This is a genomic window from Gramella sp. AN32 (genome assembly GCF_023718305.1).
Classification (GTDB): domain Bacteria; phylum Bacteroidota; class Bacteroidia; order Flavobacteriales; family Flavobacteriaceae; genus Christiangramia; species Christiangramia antarctica.
Genome location: NZ_QEYO01000026.1, coordinates 1 through 17,356 on the forward strand (window position 1 = coordinate 1; position 17,356 = coordinate 17,356).

At 39.5% G+C, this 17,356-nt stretch carries 18 protein-coding genes; all 18 read right to left on the minus strand.

The window, feature by feature from the left end:
- A partial coding sequence (locus DHD80_RS18915; RefSeq protein WP_251743035.1) for an efflux RND transporter permease subunit occupies positions 1–367 on the minus strand: 367 nt, incomplete at its 3' end.
- Between the two features lie 198 nt (positions 368–565).
- Entirely contained in the window at positions 566–967 is a 402-nt protein-coding gene (locus DHD80_RS18920; RefSeq protein WP_251743036.1) for a hypothetical protein, read from the minus strand.
- Positions 968–2,173: 1,206 nt separating this feature from the next.
- The gene (locus DHD80_RS18925; RefSeq protein WP_251743037.1) at positions 2,174–3,016 is read right to left on the minus strand and encodes a universal stress protein; all 843 of its coding nucleotides are present in this window, start codon (positions 3,014–3,016) and stop codon (positions 2,174–2,176) included.
- Between the two features lie 322 nt (positions 3,017–3,338).
- Entirely contained in the window at positions 3,339–5,297 is a 1,959-nt protein-coding gene (locus DHD80_RS18930; RefSeq protein WP_251743038.1) for a heavy metal translocating P-type ATPase, read from the minus strand.
- Between the two features lie 32 nt (positions 5,298–5,329).
- Complete coding sequence (locus DHD80_RS18935; protein WP_251743039.1) at positions 5,330–5,872, minus strand: hypothetical protein; 543 nt, start codon at positions 5,870–5,872, stop codon at positions 5,330–5,332.
- A gap of 173 nt (positions 5,873–6,045) precedes the next feature.
- Positions 6,046–6,312 (minus strand): hypothetical protein, encoded by a 267-nt coding sequence (locus DHD80_RS18940; protein ID WP_251743040.1) that lies wholly within the window; start codon positions 6,310–6,312, stop codon positions 6,046–6,048.
- Between the two features lie 24 nt (positions 6,313–6,336).
- The gene (locus DHD80_RS18945) at positions 6,337–6,696 is read right to left on the minus strand and encodes an STAS/SEC14 domain-containing protein (RefSeq protein WP_251743041.1); all 360 of its coding nucleotides are present in this window, start codon (positions 6,694–6,696) and stop codon (positions 6,337–6,339) included.
- Between the two features lie 44 nt (positions 6,697–6,740).
- Positions 6,741–6,872, minus strand: a complete 132-nt coding sequence (locus DHD80_RS19945; RefSeq protein ID WP_279347073.1) for a hypothetical protein — start codon at positions 6,870–6,872, stop codon at positions 6,741–6,743.
- 19 nt (positions 6,873–6,891) lie between these two features.
- Positions 6,892–8,586 carry a multicopper oxidase domain-containing protein gene (locus tag DHD80_RS18950; protein WP_251743042.1) on the minus strand — a complete coding sequence of 565 codons (1,695 nt, stop codon included), beginning with the start codon at positions 8,584–8,586 and terminating at the stop codon, positions 6,892–6,894.
- A 64-nt stretch (positions 8,587–8,650) separates the two neighbouring features.
- Positions 8,651–8,827 carry a hypothetical protein gene (locus DHD80_RS18955; protein WP_251743043.1) on the minus strand — a complete coding sequence of 59 codons (177 nt, stop codon included), beginning with the start codon at positions 8,825–8,827 and terminating at the stop codon, positions 8,651–8,653.
- Positions 8,828–8,837: 10 nt separating this feature from the next.
- Complete coding sequence (locus DHD80_RS18960) at positions 8,838–10,154, minus strand: amino acid permease (protein ID WP_251743044.1); 1,317 nt, start codon at positions 10,152–10,154, stop codon at positions 8,838–8,840.
- A 148-nt stretch (positions 10,155–10,302) separates the two neighbouring features.
- Positions 10,303–11,706 carry a dihydrolipoyl dehydrogenase gene (gene lpdA / locus DHD80_RS18965; RefSeq protein WP_251743060.1) on the minus strand — a complete coding sequence of 468 codons (1,404 nt, stop codon included), beginning with the start codon at positions 11,704–11,706 and terminating at the stop codon, positions 10,303–10,305.
- A gap of 96 nt (positions 11,707–11,802) precedes the next feature.
- Positions 11,803–12,231, minus strand: a complete 429-nt coding sequence (locus DHD80_RS18970) for a transcriptional repressor (protein ID WP_251743045.1) — start codon at positions 12,229–12,231, stop codon at positions 11,803–11,805.
- 45 nt (positions 12,232–12,276) lie between these two features.
- Positions 12,277–14,814 (minus strand): heavy metal translocating P-type ATPase, encoded by a 2,538-nt coding sequence (locus tag DHD80_RS18975; protein ID WP_251743046.1) that lies wholly within the window; start codon positions 14,812–14,814, stop codon positions 12,277–12,279.
- Positions 14,811–15,173, minus strand: coding sequence for an STAS/SEC14 domain-containing protein (locus DHD80_RS18980; protein ID WP_251743047.1), 363 nt, complete (start codon positions 15,171–15,173; stop codon positions 14,811–14,813). The genes DHD80_RS18975 and DHD80_RS18980 overlap by 4 nt, the downstream gene beginning before the upstream one ends.
- Positions 15,174–15,217: 44 nt before the next feature.
- Positions 15,218–15,640 (minus strand): transcriptional repressor, encoded by a 423-nt coding sequence (locus DHD80_RS18985; RefSeq protein WP_251743048.1) that lies wholly within the window; start codon positions 15,638–15,640, stop codon positions 15,218–15,220.
- A 15-nt stretch (positions 15,641–15,655) separates the two neighbouring features.
- Positions 15,656–15,994, minus strand: coding sequence for a P-II family nitrogen regulator (locus DHD80_RS18990; RefSeq protein ID WP_251743049.1), 339 nt, complete (start codon positions 15,992–15,994; stop codon positions 15,656–15,658).
- A 110-nt stretch (positions 15,995–16,104) separates the two neighbouring features.
- Entirely contained in the window at positions 16,105–17,349 is a 1,245-nt protein-coding gene (locus tag DHD80_RS18995) for an efflux RND transporter periplasmic adaptor subunit (RefSeq protein WP_251743050.1), read from the minus strand.
- Positions 17,350–17,356 lie beyond the last annotated feature (7 nt).

Consider the following 17,356-nt stretch of genomic DNA (forward strand, 5'->3'; position numbering starts at 1 on the left):
CAGGTATATCTTTTGCTGCCAATGACAAGCGTTCTTGAACTTGCTGTCGAGCCCAATAGAGATCAGTATCTTCTTCAAATACTATGGTCACAATGGAAAGCCCAAAACGAGAAAAAGATCGCATATCCTTTATCCCAGGTATGCTTACCATTGTTTGTTCAACGGGAAATGTTACAAGTTGTTCTACCTCCTGAGCTGCAAGGGTAGGGGAAACGGTTATGACCATTACCTGATTATCTGTAATATCGGGTACGGCATCTATGGGCAGTTTTGTTAGGGAATAGACTCCCCAGCCTATAAGGAACAAGGTTAATATTCCGACAACAAGTTTGTTGTTAATCGAAAATTGAATGATTTTATCTAACATTATAGTAGAAGAATTTTATGATGGAAAACGAAAATATGAAACACCAGGAGCTGACTTCATAGACATTTTTCAAAAAGACTATGGTTTTTAAACTAAAGATGATTAATGGAAGCTATGACAAAAGAATATTGCATAACTAATTTGTGATATAAGTAGAATCAAGCTCCAATAAGCTTGAGTGTATATATCACTTTGAAATTAACAAGAAGGAGGTCCCCGGAGGGTATGGGAGGATAATGTTGAAAAATATGGAATTATAGGATAATCCCGAAAGCGCTGCTTTTCAAAGTTTGTGTGCCAAATAAATTGATTATCTACTTCAATTATTGAGGCAGCATTTTGGAGAATTTTCGTCTTAACATTTAGGGTTTTAACAGCTCCTGTTACATATTTTAAAGTCCTTTCATTAGAAGAATGCTGGAAGTGCTCGAAAATATGACCTAGTTCTGAATGTTCGTGAGCAATTTGATCAGAGCCTGTTGTTGAAACAGTAGAAATAGAAATATTCTCACCAGTAGTTGCATCAGTATGAGGCACGATATCGTGACCTACCATAATGAAGGCTGCTGTAAAGAACAATATATTTCTAAATAACTTCAAGGTGTACTTAATCCAAAATTAGTTGCGAAAGTAATTAATTAATTCTGTATAACAAAATTCTCAATGGGTATGATCAACAATAAACATATTGCTGTACAAGACTAAAATGAACAATAGAAGTACAAAAATTACAACTGCAACAATAAAGAAAATTTTTAAAGCTTTGTATTTTTTTCTAATTTCTATCTCCGATTCTTTTTTGTTTCTCTCTAGTTTTCTTTTTTCTCTGCGGTTTTGTGACATTGTGTTAGGTATTATTATTTCAGGTAAGCATAAGTCTTAGTATGCTAAAAATGATAAATGGGAATAGTTATGCTAAAAGACTTTTGCATAACCAAATCGTGATATAGTAGTATTAAGGTCAATGAATGCCTTGATAATATCACTTTAATAAACTAACAAGAAGGAGGTCCACGAAGGGTATGGGAGGATAATGTTGAAAAATATGGTATTATGGGATAATCCCGAAAGCGCTGCTTTTCAAAGTTTGTGTGCCAAGTAAATTGGTCGTCTATGTCAACTATTAAGACAGCATCTTGGAGGATTTTGTTCTTAAAATTGAAGTTGTTAATATTTCCAGATATATATTTTAAAGTACTATTACTATAAGAGTGCTGAAAGTGCTCAAATATATGACCTAGCTCTGAATGTTTGTTGGCTATTTGTTCAGAACCTGATGTTGAATTGGAAGAAAATGAAATATTATCACCCTTAGATATGTCAGTATGAGGCACGATATCGTGGCCCAGCATAATGAAGGCTGCTGTAAAAAACAGTATATTCCTAAATGGCTTCAAAAATTTTACCTGAAAAACTTCGTGAAAATAGCTATTTAATCTTACAATGTAAAACTATCTTTAAAAAATTCAATTCTTATGGATATTCCCTTTTAGCGCAAAAAAGTATAGCAGAAATGCGGCCATTACCATAAGGATTATCATAATAATACCCTTGACCTTATCTCTTTTTGTGATTTCGGTATTCGATGATTTTCGAATTTTTTTGTTTTTGCTATGATTACTTTTCTGATACATCCCACTGGATTATTTTCACTATATTTTCTTTGACCCAACTGCCTTGAATATCGCAAGCAATTCCAAACACACATTTTCAAAAAAAAGTCTTCTCACATAGAGTTATATCCTTAATCATATTAGTTTTGCGGCTAGATTTTATCCCCCCTTTAACAGGATATGTGACAATATATTATTTAAGAACAAGCAAAGGAATATTGGAACCAAAAACTAATTTCTTTCTTAGCCCCTTCTCAAACAATCGCTCAAAAAATTTGTGTTCCCTATAGAAAAGTGCCAGTACATCAATCGGCTTTTCACTAAGAAACTTGTTAATCCCTTTTTCAGGGTCTTCGTTTTGAAAAATGTTGAAAGTGAATTCTTTTTGGCCCAAGAAGTTTTTATAATTGGTACGCACCTCATTTTCATTTAAGGCAGCATCATTTTCATTCGTGATTTGGACAAGGTGCAAATTGGCATTGAATGTTTCCAGCAACTTGTCCAAAAGGTCTAAATCAACATCATTCTCCAGACTATCCTCATCCAATGCTAAACCCAAATGACTTATGGTAGTGAATTTTATGCTCTCTGGAACAACTAATACCGAACAAGGGGCATTTCGGGTAACTTTTTCGCTTACCGTACCTACAAAAAACTCTTCAATTGATGAGTCTGCGCCTTTCGTGCCCATTACTATTAGATTTGCATTTTCATCTTTTGCGGTTTGGCAAATGACATCTACGGTAGTGCCAAAACCAACGTAACTTTTGTAATCTATGGATGTGAGTTCAGGAAAACTATCAATAAATTCTTGAAGCTTACTTTCATTTAATTTTTCTTGGGATTCTTGGTTTTCCGAAATTGGAACTGCCATAGTTCCCATTCCTATGGGCGTACTCGATGGATATGCCACTGTATAGGCGTGAACGAAAACAATTTTGGTTCGCAGTTTCTTCGCCAGAGCTAATACATATTTTACAGTGTTTCTTGAAACTTCAGTAAAATCAATCGGTATTATTATTGTTATAGTTTTCATATTACAGTATTTTTTATTGTTATTTAATCTAATTAATACAAGGTGTTTTTCATTTTAGTTACAGACAGATTGAGTGATGTTAGTCCATTTCGTTATCTCCATATTTAATTACCATAAAAAAGAAGATAAAAAAAGTAGAAAATAGTTTCGAAAAAATAAATAATAAGAACTGCAACAAAAATTCCGGCAAGTGCAAGGATTCCATATAACTTATCTCTTTTGGTCACGGTACTTTTTACTGGTTTTTCATTCTTTTTTCTCTGCCTTCTCTTTCTTCGATTTTGAGACATTTTTTCATTTTTCTGCTTCTTCAAATTTTAAATTATTTCCACTTCATCTTCTGTAAGCGTACCGCGTTCAATATTGCCAGCAAAGCAACCCCAACATCGGCAAAAACAGCTTCCCACATGGTGGCCAGGCCACCTGCACCTAAGATAAGGACTATGATTTTTACCCCAAATGCCAAACCGATATTCTGCCAAACGATACGTCTGGTGGAGCGGCCTATTTTAATGGCGCGGGCAATTTTTGAAGGCTGGTCCGTCTGAATAATAACATCTGCGGTCTCAATAGCAACATCGCTGCCCAAACCACCCATGGCAATACCCACATCACTTGCCGCCAACACGGGCGCATCGTTGATACCATCACCAATAAAGGCAACTTTAGTATCGGGCTGCTTTTTGAGTTTTTCAACTTCATCCAGCTTGTCTTCAGGAAGTAAGCCTCCCTTTGCAGTATGAATACCCATTTCTTTTGCAATTTGTTGGGTTATGGAATCCTTGTCGCCTGAAAGCATTATGATTTTAGAAATTCCTGATTCCCGAATTTGTCTGATGGCTTCGTGGGCATCTTCTTTTAATTCATCTGCAATGATGACGTAGCCAGCAAATTTGCTTTCAATGGAAACCATTACAATGGATTCAACAATGTTGTCTGTTTCGGTAGGAACTGTGATATTATTTGAAGTCATCAGCGCTTTGTTACCTACCAAAACCGTTTTGCCATTTACCGTTCCCTTTAATCCTTTTCCTGCAACTTCTGTTACTTCGGTTGCCTGAAAATCTTCGCCATCGGCTTTATATTCCATAATTGCCTTGGCAATGGGATGGGTGGATTGTTCTTCCATCGCCATTAGGTATTTCATAAATTCCGCTTCTTCCCAATCAATGGCTTTTATTTCCTTGATTTTGAAAACACCTTTGGTCACGGTTCCGGTTTTATCCATTACCACTGTGGTTATCTTTGTCATTTCGTCCAAAAAGGAAGCTCCCTTAAAGAGAATTCCATTTTTTGAAGCTGCTCCCAATCCACCGAAATAACCCAACGGAATAGAGATAACCAATGCACAAGGACAGGAAATAACCAAGAATATCAATGCCCTGTAAAGCCAATCACTAAACACATAATCCACAACAAAAAAATAGGGAACGAATGTTAGCGCAATTGCCAAGAACACCACAATAGGCGTATAAATTCTTGCAAACCTTCTGATAAATAATTCAGTTTTTGATTTACGTGCGGTGGCATTCTGAACCATTTCGAGAATTCGAGCAATGGAACTGTCCTTAAATTCCTTGGTAGTTTCAATTTCAATAACGCCATCAAGGTTGATACTTCCCGCAAATACTTTTTCGCCTTTTGCAATGGTATCGGGTTTGCTTTCGCCCGTTAAAGCTGCTGTATTGAACGAGCCTTTTTCAGAAAGTAAAATACCATCCAAAGGGATTTTTTCGCCCACACGGACTTGTACTTTTTCGCCAATGGCAACGGTTTCGGGGTTTACAGAAACATAATTGTTGTTCCTATAGACCAAGGCTTCATTAGGTCTTACATCCAGTAATGCCTTGATGCTTCCCTTGGCTCTTTTAACCGCGGCACTTTGGAACAATTCGCCTACCGCATAAAATAACATTACTGCCACACCTTCGGGATATTCGCCAATGGCGAATGCACCTATAGTTGCGATAGACATCAATAAAAACTCGGTAAAAAAATCGCCATTTTTGATGCTTTTCCAACCTTCCTTTATCACAGGAAAACCTACAGGAAGGTATGCCACTGCATACCAGACGATACGTATCCAATTTTTAAAGAATGCTACATCAAAATAATCCATCGCAATGCCAATAATCAGCATTACAAAGCTGAAAATTGCTGGTACATAAACTTTAAATTTCCCTATACTTTCCGGACTGCTATGGTTGTGGCCATCATTGCGCTTGTGAGTATCTGAAGAAGTTTTATTCAAATCTCTTAAATTGACTTTCTTTTTTTTCATTAGTTTGATAATAATTTTATTTTAATTCACAGTTATTCCAATCTCAATACCATTTGGGCAAACTGCACCTCTATGGTGTCATCGATACCCTCTATTAAGGAATCCAAACCAGTATTTGAAACCAATAATTGTCCGGTTGCACTTATCAGGCAGGACATACTTACCCCTTGTTCTATATGGGTAATGGTTGCTTTAAATTGTGATTTAAAGGATTTTCCTTGATAAGTAACATCTATCAGCCAATTAAAGTTGATAGGGTCGTGCCGTTTTGATAAAAAATCCTGTGATGGAATAGTGCCAGTAAACCGAAGCAATAAAGGGGTTCCCCCCTGTTGTATAATGGTATTGATTTCAGAAATATCTGTTGATAAAGTCTTAAGGTCGAGGACACCATTCACCACTTTGGAATCATAATCAAGATATAGTGCCAATTTATGGCTTTCTGCCTTGACGGGTTTATCGTCAACCAAAGTCATCATCATAATATGACCTTCTTCAGTTGTATAAACTTTTTGGGCGTTTACCTTATAATAACTAACCAACAAGATTATTAAAAAACAATGTTTAAAATTCATAATATCCATTTTTAATTGTATAATTAAAAAAAAGCAGCTTCTACTTTTTCTTTTAATGCTATTATTAATCATTTTGCTATAAGAAGCATCATAAAAGCTGCCTGCTATTAATTAAGTTTTCACTTAATTTATTTTAAATAAAAAATTTCACTCCTTCACATAACCACTTACCACTACTTATTATCTATATTCTTTTCTCTTTTACCGAAATAATACATCAGCGCAACAGTGGCACCTAATAATCCGAAAAGAATATTCTCAAAAATTTGATTCCCATTGATATTCAAAATTTCAATGAAATTATTTATTAAATATTCCCACCAATTAATTTCATAATTCTGGCTGCTAAACGTGAAAATTGTTATTCCAAAAGGTTGAAGGATAAAAATACCTATGGCAAAACCAATTAGGATGGTAATAAAAATGTTTTTTTTATTCATAGTCTATCTTTTACGGAAGTTAGCTTACTGGCTCTCAATCCAACTTTTGGCATCTTCCTTTTCGTCTAAATTGAAGTACTTAATTTCGGCGTTCGTAAAAGGCTTCATAAATTGGGCTATCCATTCCTGCCATTTTTTATCTCCTACCATTGCTATTTTTTCATAGTCCTTGGCGTGGGCCGTGTCCATTTTCAGGTCTTTCCATAAACCAGGCAAGTCCCAACCCGTAAAGTTTTCCATCTCAAAATACCAACGAACCTTCATCCCCTTGTCCAGTATGGCGTGGATAAGTGGGTGGATTTTTTCTATATCTTCTTTTCTCAATTTGCCTGAAGCTTTTGTAGCAATGGTATTTTTATTTGTTAATTCGATTATCCGTAACATTTTATATAGTTTTTAATTAATTACCATTAATAAAAGATTCCATCTTATTTTGGGTTTTTCATTCTTTTTATTAGCCAAATTACCAGCCAAATAAATCCAACAATCAGCAAAATTCCGCCAAGCCACATAGCAGCACACATCCAGCAGAAACCATCCGTGTTCATATTATCCATCATAATTTTATAATTTAAGTGATTAACTGATTTTATAATTTCTCATCATTCCCATATCTTCGTGTTCGAGATTATGACAGTGATATAAAAAAAGTCCTTTGAAGTCTTCAAACCGCATAATCAATTTCATCCTCATACCTGGCATTAATAATACCGTATCCTGCCAACCTCCATCAATAAATCCATCTTTGACAGAATTCCAAATTTTGCTGTCAACCGCAGAAACATCCCTTTCTAAAATATTGAACTGTACCTGATGCAAGTGAATGGGATGCGGCATTTGCATCATATTTTTCATCATACCGCCATCTTTCATCATCCCACGTTTTCCCATCATACCGCGATTCCCCATCATTCCTTCATCATCATCTCCATTGCCTCCCATCATTCCTCCACCACTGTTTACCAATTCCCATATTTCCGTAGTATTGAGTTTTACGGATTCCTCATCAGTAACCCCAGTCATTTCCCAGGTTCGTCCATTAATTGTCCATTGCATTCGTCTCATAAAGAAACTGAACTTCCTTGGGTTGCTTCTATTTATGGCGTTGGCAGGGTCAAGTTTATTGAACACGGCCAGTTTTTGTGGAAGCGTAAAACGGTTGCTGCCTTCGTTGTCCAATCTGATTTTTAATATTTGATATTCACTACCTAAAGGAAGGTTGTTTTGACCTCTACCCATCATCCCGCCCATCATTCCCATCATTCCAGGCGAGAAGGACAAACTCTTCATAATCATTTGGGAACCTTGAGGTTTATTGCTCAAATCAAGCCATACATCCATTCGTTCTGCAACACCTAATATTACATAGGGTTTTGATGTGGGGCTGTCCAGCAAGCTTCCATCCTTGCCTATAATAACAAGGGGGCTGCCATCTTCCCACGCCAACTTATAAAAGCGTGAATTGGAACCATTGAGAATACGCAGTCGATAGACGCATCCGCTTTGAAGGGAAAGTTCCCCATCCGGATTTCCATTAATAAGAATACGGTTTCCCAAAAAGCCGTTCATTCTATCCATACGCCCGCGGTTTAGGTAAACCAATTGGTTATTGTCATCGAACTGACGGTCTTGTATGACTATGGGAACATCGTATTCGCCAGATGGTAACTTCAATTGTTGTTCCTCATCGTCCGTAACTATAAAAAGCCCTGCAAGACCGTTATAAACTTGTGGACCAGTACGTCCGTGGGGGTGCGGGTGGAACCAATAAGTACCAGCACGGTTCATTATCTCAAATTCATAGATATAGGTTTCCCCATTTCCTATTACATCTTTAGGATGGCCATCATCTTTTTCGGGCACGTGCATTCCGTGCCAATGCACGATACTTTCCTCGGGCAGTTGATTCTTGAAGCGGATTCTTATTTTCTGCCCTTTCTTTACGCGAATTACAGGGCCCAAATAACTCTCGCCAAATTTTTGCAGTGCGGTTTTATCCCCACTTTTTAAATTTGCATCGAACATCCATACATTAGTCTTGCTCCCTGGGAATAATTGTATTTTAGCCTCTTTTGCCGTTAATTCAATATCGACATCTGCTTGGAAATCGGGGTTTGTTTTATTGTCATTTTTAGAAGCGAAACCATTACAAGAACTTAAAAGTGGCCAAGTAATCATAATAGTAGTACCTAAACTGCCAAGCTTGATGAAGTTCCTTCTGTCCATTTGGCTTTCTTCACCTATAATTTTTGAATTTGTTTTATTTTTTTTCATAATAGTCACAATTTCTTGGTTTTGTTTACGTGTTCAACAGTTGCAATGGAAGTGCAAATAATTATTATCCTTCTAAATCGTAAAACCATTCTTCAGCCATTACAACTGCTTTTTTGATGGCCTTTTCTTTTGAAAAGTCTTCCTTTTCGATTAAGTCTTTCGCAATTTCGATTGCCTTTTTTCTTACCGATGGATTAAGGGCGTCAAGCTCTGTTCTAAATTCTTCAAATGTCCAGTCCATAAAAAATATATTAGTGGTTAAACAATTCCTTTTCCTTTTCGGGGTCTATATCTTTTTTTTCTCTTTTATCCAAAAAATAATCCAGCAAGATACCTACTACAATCGCTCCCACAAACGCGGAATAAACTTTCCATTCAAATTGTATGACCAAAGAGAGGCTAATGATTATAGCCAAAATTGGCAGTATCGGAACTTTCCCAACAGATAAAGGAACTTTAAAGGGCCTGTCTTTATCTGGTTCTTTGAAACGCAATACGATAAGGGCAATGTTCACGGCGACAAAGACGAGCAACGCACCCAATGACGACATTCCCGCTACGATTTTAATATCGCCCAATAGCATAAAACCCGCAACTGCAGCCATAACCACAATGGTAGTAACCCACGGCACTTTTTGTGCATTGGTCTTGGTCATAAATTTTGGAAGTTCGCCCACGCTTGCCATTCCAAACAGCAACCTGCTGATAGAGATAATACCGCTAAAAGCCGCATTGGCAGTAGCAAAAAGTGCTGCGACCGCCAATGTCACGGGCAACCAACTGTTGAGATTTGATGCCGCAAGTGAAAGTGGTGAATCTACTTTTGCCAGTTCGGACGGGTCGGCAATGTTAAGTACCGTAAAAGCTATGAGCAGATAGATAACGGTTGTAAAAACCATTGTCAGTAGAAAGGCACGAGGAATGGTCTTGCCAGGGTTTTTCACTTCAGAACCCAATGCAGCCATATGCTCAAAACCAGTATAGACAAAAAACAAGGTTGCGGTAGCTGCCAAAGTACCAGAAAAAGATTCCACTTTAAAAAATTCTGCCTTCGGCGGTCCTGTTTCGGCAAGCCCGACCGCAATAAGAATGAACAATCCCAAAAGTTGTATGCTAACCATTATAATATTGGCAGTAGATGATTTCTTGATTCCCGTAATGCTTATCAATGAAAGAATTATCAATACGCCATAACTTATCAATAAGGAAGGCACACTAAAAAAAGTGTTGAAATATCCTGAAAAGGCCAGCAATACAGCGGCTATCGTGGCAGAACTGTGAAATGCTATCGTCCAGCCAGTGAGAAAGGACGGTATGTCAATTTTCGGAAATGCCTTGCGTACAAAAATAAACTCCGCACCTGCATTGGGATAGGTAGAGGACAACTCTGCATAGGACATTGCCGAAACGCTGGCCGCAATTGCAGCGAAAATAAAACTCAACCAAAGGTCTGTGCCCGCTTGTCCAGCTGCTGCGCCTATGACAGTATATATTCCAGCACCCACAATAGTGCCAACGCCATAAAAGGTAAGTCGAAGCGTACCCAAAGATTTTTTTAATTCTGCCATAATACTTTTTTAAATATTCTTATTATTTTTTTCATCTATTTAAGTGTCTTCTTTCCTTTTTGGTTTTCATAATTTCATACAGTGCCATGCATTAGCTCAATATCCAATACTACTTTTTAGAGCCAAATAGTAATTTTTTAGTCTACCATTAAATATGCAATGCCCTATCATCGGTAGCGGCCAGACACGCCTCCTTAAAGGTCTCGGAAAATGTGGGATGCCCGTGTGACATCCTTGCAATGTCTTCGGCAGATGCCCTAAATTCCATCGCTACCATCGCTTCGGTATAACTATCTGCAATGCGTGGGCCTATCATATGCACCCCCAATATTTCATCGGTCCGCTTATCTGCGATTACCTTGATAAAACCATCGGTATCCATACTTATCTTTGCCCTTGCATTTGCCTTATAGGGGAAAGAGCCTATTTTTATATTTTTATTGGCCTTTTTCAATTCTTCTTCGGTCAAGCCTACGCCGGCAACCTCGGGCTGGGTGTACACGATATTTGGGATGAGCGAATAATTAATGTGGGGCTTTTGGCCAACAATCGTTTCGGCTACAAAAACGCCTTCTTCACTGGCTTTATGGGCAAGCATTGCCCCGCGGATTACATCACCTATGGCATATACTCCCTTGACATTGGTTTCTAGGTTTTCATCTACCGTTATCTGTCCCTTTTCGTTGGTTTTCACCCCTATATTTTCAAGTCCTAAATTTGCGGTGTACGGTTTTCGGCCAATGGACATAAGGCAATAATCGCCATCTAAACCCATTTCTTCTTTATCGGAAAGGTTTTCCGCTTTCAGTTCCACTTTGTTGTCCGTTGCCGTTGCATCCGTCACCTTATGCTGTAGATAAAACTCAATTCCCTGTTTTCTTAGGGAACGGTGCAATTGATGTCCCAGTGCACCATCCATAGTGGCGATGAGGCTATCAAAATATTCTACTATGGAAACCTTTGAACCCAAGCGGGCGAATACAGAACCTATCTCAACACCGATAACGCCACCGCCAACGACCATTAAATGCTTGGGGATTTCCCGTAGGGCAAGGGCTTCGGTAGAAGAGATGATGCGCTTTTTGTCGATTTTAATATTGGGCAATGAAGCGGGTTTGGACCCTGTGGCAATGATGATTTTATCGGTTGCTATGGTTTCCGTTTTATCTTCGCCCTTAATCTCAATCGTGTTTTTGTCCTTGATGGTCCCGTGGCCTTCATAAACGGCAACCTTGTTTTTTTTCATCAGATAGTCAACGCCATTGATGATTTCCTTTACGACGTCCTGAACCCTTTGGTTCATTTTTAGGATATCGACATTGGCCTCTTTTACATCAATTCCAAATTTTTCGAATTGATGCTTGAGTTTGTAGTAATGCTCCGAGGCTTCCAACCAGGCTTTTGAAGGGATACAGCCCACGTTAAGGCAGGTACCGCCCAACGTGCTGTACCTTTCAATAATGGCCACTTTTAAACCTAATTGGGCACAACGGATGGCACCTACATACCCGCCCGGGCCAGATCCTATAATAGTTACATCAAATTTTTCCATATTCAAATATTTTTTTAAGTTAGAGAAGGTGGAAGATGCCTGAACCTGACCATTGGGCGCAAGGGTTAAGAGTTCTGGAACTCCCACCTGTTATTTTTACCGACATTTTTCACATATTCCTTTTAACACCAGGTTTACATCGTTCACTTCATATTCTTCTGGCAAGCTCTCTTCTGATATTTTATTTGGTAAACAGATTGTTTTCCTACAATCGGTACAATGAAAGTGCAGATGTAAATTTGTACCGTATTTACCTTTGGTATTTTCATCAGAAATTGCATATTTTGCCACTCCGACCCCATCATTAATCTGATGAATTAGTCCTTTATCCTCAAAAATCTTTAGGTTGCGGTAAAAGGTCGTTCTATTTGCTGTTTTATTGGTTTCACTCTTTTGAACAAAGGCCTTTTTCAGATCGGAAAAGGACATGGCACTTTGCTTCCTTTTCAGAAACTTGTATATCTTCGACCGCATTTGAGTAGGGCGAATCCCTTTAGCCAATAATGTTTTTTCCGTCTTTGTCATTTAATATACTTTAAAAAAACCAGGTTCTTCTATGTCCCAATTTTTCTAATCTTTTTTATAAGCCAGAAGGCGCAGAGCATTGGCCACGACTACCAAAGTAGATCCCTCGTGAAATGCCACGGCGACCCCTATGTTTGCCCAGCTCAAAATGGTAGCTGGTATTAGCAGTGCCACAACCCCAAGGCTTACCCAAAGATTCTGCTTGATTATGGCCTTTGCCTTCCTGCTCAAGCCTATGGCAAAGGGCAGGGTTTCCAATTTATCGGCCATTAGGGCAATGTCCGCAGTTTCCAATGCCACATCACTGCCCGCTGCACCCATTGCAATACCTACGGTGCTGTTTGCCATTGCAGGCGCATCGTTCACACCGTCGCCTACCATTGCGACTTTGGATTCCTGTTCTTTTAATTTTTTAATGGCATCTACCTTTTCCTCCGGCAACAGGCTTCCCCAGGCATCGGTCAACCCAATTTCTTTAGCAACGGCATCGGCCACTTTTTGATTATCCCCGGTTAGCATTATCATCCGCTTGATACCGATTTCCTTCAATTTTTTCAGTGTTTCCCTGGCCGCTTCGCGTGGGGTGTCCATCAGGGCGATGATACCGATATATTCTTTGTTCCTTCTTATGAGCATCGTGGTATTTCCGCCGCTTTCAAGCCCCTTTACTTTTGTGGATATGTCTTCGGATGGTTTCGCATCATCGAGGTCTTCGTACAAGTCCAGGTTCCCAATATAGATTTTATCCTTACCCAGGGAAGCTTTGATACCTTTTCCAAGAACAGCTTCTAAATTAGAAGCCTCAGGTATTTCCTTTCCTTTCAGGATCTCCTTCCCATCACGAACCACTGCTTTTGCCAGGGGATGGTCACTCAGGCTTTCCACGGCAACTGCTATTTTTAAAAGATCTTCTTCGTTTAAATTACCTAAAGCAACTACCTGAGTAAGTTTGGGCTTGCCTTCGGTAAGCGTACCTGTTTTGTCAAATGCAAGGGCGGTCAATTCGCCTAAATCTTCAAGCGGACGACCACCTTTTATAAGCACACCACCTCTTGCTGCCCGTGCCACACCACTCAACACAGCACTCGGTGTCGATATTGCCAAAGCACAGGGGCTGGCGGCTACCAATACTGCCATTGCACGGTAAAAACTGGCACTAAAAGGTTCGTCAATGACCAAAAAGGCAAAGAGTAGGATACCAACCAATATCAAGACGGAAGGCACAAAGTATTTTTCAAACTTATCGGTCAAAAGCTGCGTGGGGGATTTCTGGGTCTGCGCCTCGTTGACCAGTTTGACCAGTCGGGACAGGGTCGAATCCTTCGCCTCTTTGATCACCTTTATCTCAAGGGTATTGTTGCCGTTGATCGTACCTGCAAAAACGCGGTTTTCGTCCTTTATATCATCATCCTCCGAATAGTCCTTGGCAGAATCCTCCACGGGAACTTTGTCCACCGGTACACTTTCCCCTGTAATGGGGGCTTGGTTTACACTGCTTTTACCATCGACCACAACGCCATCGGCGGATATTTTACTGTTCGGCTTGACCACGATAATATCGCCTATACCCAATTTTTCGATACCCACCTCTTCGGTCTTGCCATCTTTTTTCAGCAGGGCGGTCTTTGGTGCCAACTCTGCCAGTGCCGCAATGGACTTTCGGGCCTTCTCCATCGCATAATGTTCCAAGGCGTGCCCAAGGCTAAATAAGAACAACAACAGTGCACCTTCTGCCCATTCTCCCAGAACAGCGGCACCGATGGCGGCGACCAACATCAAGAAGTCAATTTCAAAACCTCCTTTTGAAACTGTTTCAATAGCTTCCTTAGCGGTAAAAAATCCCCCAAAGAAATATGCCCCTATATACAAACCAAGGCTGATCCAATCCGGGATGGATTCCACATAGGAAAGCCCGAAACCTATTCCGAGAAGTGCCCCACAGATAACGGAAAAAATAAGCTCCGTATTTTTGCCAAAAACCCCACCGTGGGCGTGGGAGTGCTCTTCCCCGGGACCATGGCTCTCGCCTTCTTTGTGTTTGTGGCCCTCAACGGAAGTTTGCTTCTTAGTATCTTCCTTCTTAGAATGCTCCTGTTTTTTTCTGGATGCTTTGGTGTAATCATTTTCGTTTGAAGCACTGCGTTGAACCTGAAGGTCTTCCTTTTCAATTTGTTTGCTTATTTCATCAAAATTTGTTTGCTTTTTATCAAATTCAAGTCGGACCATTCCAGAGCCTGAAACGGAAGCTTCCAAAACTCCATTGATTGCCAAAAGGCTTTTCTCTATGGAACGAGCCTGCCTTGTGTGTCTGATTCCTTTAACTTCAATGAGCAAATGCCCGTACTTTTCGGTAATCTCGGCACCAGTACTTTTGGCGAGGGATTGAATGCGGTCAATGGAAATGATATCTGGGTCATAATGAAAACAGAGCTGTGGTGTGCCAGCTTCTTTTTCATCGGCGATATGTACTTTTTCAATTCCATTCTTAACCTCCAGCTCTCTAATAAGTCTTTCAACACAAGCATCCTTTTCATTGGGTACTTGAGGAAGGATAATTGGTAATTTAATTTGTAGTTTTTTCATCTTTTACTATATTTTTTTATCCACTCTTTGGCATCGTCTTTTTCTTCGGTCTTATAAAATTTTATATGAGCTTCTGAAAAAGGAAGCAATACCTCGGTAAATTGCTCTTGCCATTTAATGCTACCCACCAAAGCAACACGCTTTAAATGCTTTTCATTCGGAAGGTTTAATTCAATTCCCTTCCAATATGCGTTTGCCGTCCAGCCTTCAAAATTTTGCATTTCAATGTACCAGAAAACTTCCTGATATGTAGTTATATGTTCTGTTAAGACCGGTATCAAGTTTTCATAATCCTTGGCATCCAGCTTATTCTCTGCCACCATATATACAGTAGCCTCTTTTTTATAGATTGTTATCATTGCTCTTTATTTATAAATGATAATTGAATTTAAAAACCAAACCTTTAATCCAAATTGCCGCTGCATTTTTCGCAGATACCCTTTACCACCAAGTTGATATCCTCGGTAATATAGCCATCAGGTAAGTTGATATGAGGGATTTTATGGTCTGTTAAACAGACAGTTTCATTACAATTGTTACAATGAAAGTGTAAATGAAGGTCGTTGCCGACCTCACACTCACAATTTTCTTCGCAAAGGGCGTATTTTATAACTCCTGTCCCATCCTCGATTTGGTGCACAATACCTTTTTCTTCAAACGTTTTCATAGTCCTAAACAGGGTGCTTCTTTCACTGACTTTAAAATCCTTTTCCAAATCGCCAAGACTGATGGCTGCCTCTAATTCCGCCAAACGTTTATAAGTCATCAAGCGCATAGCCGTAGGCCGTATCCCTTTGCTTTCCAGAAGTTGAACTATTTTTTCCATTTGCGACAAAGTGTTCTATAGGTCGTACCGTTTTAAGGATTCCCCTGTTTTTATCTGGAATGCATCTTCAATGTCAGACAAATAAATGATGCCGTCACCGGGATCCGGGGTCTTGCCGTTTTCAAGAATGATATCTATTGCCGATTGGGCCTCCTCGTTCTGGCAGACCAGTTCCAATTTTACCACAGGGCTGTTTGTTACGTGAAAATCGAGTGATGGTCTTGCGCCTTTTGCCTTGAACGCTCCGGTACCTTCAGCCTGTGACAGGGTCATACTTTTAAATCCGTTATCACTGAGAGCTTCGATGACTCTCTGTATCCTGTTCGGTTTAATAAATGCCTTTACTTCTTTCATATTATGAATTTTTAAACTTGTATTAATCGATTTTGAACCGAGCCTGTTTTTTAACTAACTAATTAAGACGATAAACAAACTCGGGATCAAAACCTTTGATTGTTATTGGATTAATGTCCGTGTTCCAGTTCGCCCTTGACCATTTCAGAGGAAAGGGTGTAGGCACCATTGGTAACTATCTTTAGGTCTTTGGCCATTTCTGAAGGAATATTGATTTCCACAAAGCCAAGGTCATTTACGCCTGTGCTTACCGGAATCCTTTTAAATTTCATCGTATTCCCTTCCGTTTCGCCATCCTCTTCCAAGATGAAAATATAAGACTGTTCGCCTTCCTTTACTATCGCTTCTTCAGGTACGGCATATCCGGATTTCTCTCCTTGTACTATTCTGCCCTCCACATACATTCCAGGCAGTAGTTCCTTATCTTTGTTTTCTATATCTGCAAGTACCTCTATAGCTTTTGGGTCTGATTCGAAAGTCTGTCCTACAGATCGTACGGTCGCTTTTAGTAATTCATCTGGTCTCGCGGTAGTCGAAAAAAGGATTTGTTGACCATTCTTGATTTGTTTTATATCTTTTTCATACACCTTGAAGTTTACATAAATCTTGGTATTGTCACTTATTGAAAACATTTTCGACTGTGGGGCCACATAATCACCAAGGCTTATCATAACTTCATCTACATATCCTTTTATAGGGGATGTTATGGGAATAGCGGAGTATATCTGGCCTTCAGCCACTTTGTCCGGGTCAATGCCCAACAACCTCAATTGGGAACGTAAACCATTAACACTGGAAGTGGTGGAGCGGAATTTTGACTGCGCCATCTGGAATTCCTTGCCCGATGAAACACCTTTGTCATAAAGGGTCTGCTTGCGTTCGAAATCCTGTTTCAAAAATACCAGTTCATCGTTTTTTTCCTGATAATCCTGTTGCATTGCAACGATATCCGGGTGTTCTATATAAGCCAAAACCTGGCCTTTGTTGATGTTGTCTCCAGGAATAACCCTAATTGAGCTTACGTTACCGCCAACAAATGGACTAATATTGGCTTTGTCCTGTGGGAAAAGCGCCAGCGTTCCTGTTACTTTAATGTTGTTCCCCAAATTACGTTCCTCCAAAGGTTTCATTTCCAAACCTATGGTCTCGGCCTGTTGCTTTGTGAGTTCCACAACGCCTTCTTCGCCTTCTTCTTCATTATGTTCACCTTCTTCTTCGTGTGCATCACCGTCCTCTTTCATTTTTTCAGAGGTTTCGCTATTTTCGTTATGGCCCAATTCCGAATCGGGCTTGTCGTTGCAGCCTACCATCAAGAAGGCCATTAATGCTACACTTACTATTGCTATATTTTTCATTTCTTAT

Excerpts from the sequence above, each read along its gene's own strand:
- DHD80_RS18925 (WP_251743037.1), bottom strand. The coding sequence starts at position 3,016 with ATGAAAACTATAACAATAATAATACCGATTGATTTTACTGAAGTTTCA.
- DHD80_RS18930 (WP_251743038.1), bottom strand. The coding sequence starts at position 5,297 with ATGAAAAAAAAGAAAGTCAATTTAAGAGATTTGAATAAAACTTCTTCA.
- DHD80_RS18935 (WP_251743039.1), bottom strand. The coding sequence starts at position 5,872 with ATGAATTTTAAACATTGTTTTTTAATAATCTTGTTGGTTAGTTATTAT.
- DHD80_RS18940 (WP_251743040.1), bottom strand. The coding sequence starts at position 6,312 with ATGAATAAAAAAAACATTTTTATTACCATCCTAATTGGTTTTGCCATA.
- DHD80_RS18945 (WP_251743041.1), bottom strand. The coding sequence starts at position 6,696 with ATGTTACGGATAATCGAATTAACAAATAAAAATACCATTGCTACAAAA.
- DHD80_RS19945 (WP_279347073.1), bottom strand. The coding sequence starts at position 6,872 with ATGATGGATAATATGAACACGGATGGTTTCTGCTGGATGTGTGCTGCT.
- DHD80_RS18950 (WP_251743042.1), bottom strand. The coding sequence starts at position 8,586 with ATGAAAAAAAATAAAACAAATTCAAAAATTATAGGTGAAGAAAGCCAA.
- DHD80_RS18955 (WP_251743043.1), bottom strand. The coding sequence starts at position 8,827 with ATGGACTGGACATTTGAAGAATTTAGAACAGAGCTTGACGCCCTTAAT.
- DHD80_RS18960 (WP_251743044.1), bottom strand. The coding sequence starts at position 10,154 with ATGGCAGAATTAAAAAAATCTTTGGGTACGCTTCGACTTACCTTTTAT.
- lpdA (WP_251743060.1), bottom strand. The coding sequence starts at position 11,706 with ATGGAAAAATTTGATGTAACTATTATAGGATCTGGCCCGGGCGGGTAT.
- DHD80_RS18970 (WP_251743045.1), bottom strand. The coding sequence starts at position 12,231 with ATGACAAAGACGGAAAAAACATTATTGGCTAAAGGGATTCGCCCTACT.
- DHD80_RS18975 (WP_251743046.1), bottom strand. The coding sequence starts at position 14,814 with ATGAAAAAACTACAAATTAAATTACCAATTATCCTTCCTCAAGTACCC.
- DHD80_RS18980 (WP_251743047.1), bottom strand. The coding sequence starts at position 15,173 with ATGATAACAATCTATAAAAAAGAGGCTACTGTATATATGGTGGCAGAG.
- DHD80_RS18985 (WP_251743048.1), bottom strand. The coding sequence starts at position 15,640 with ATGGAAAAAATAGTTCAACTTCTGGAAAGCAAAGGGATACGGCCTACG.
- DHD80_RS18990 (WP_251743049.1), bottom strand. The coding sequence starts at position 15,994 with ATGAAAGAAGTAAAGGCATTTATTAAACCGAACAGGATACAGAGAGTC.
- DHD80_RS18995 (WP_251743050.1), bottom strand. The coding sequence starts at position 17,349 with ATGAAAAATATAGCAATAGTAAGTGTAGCATTAATGGCCTTCTTGATG.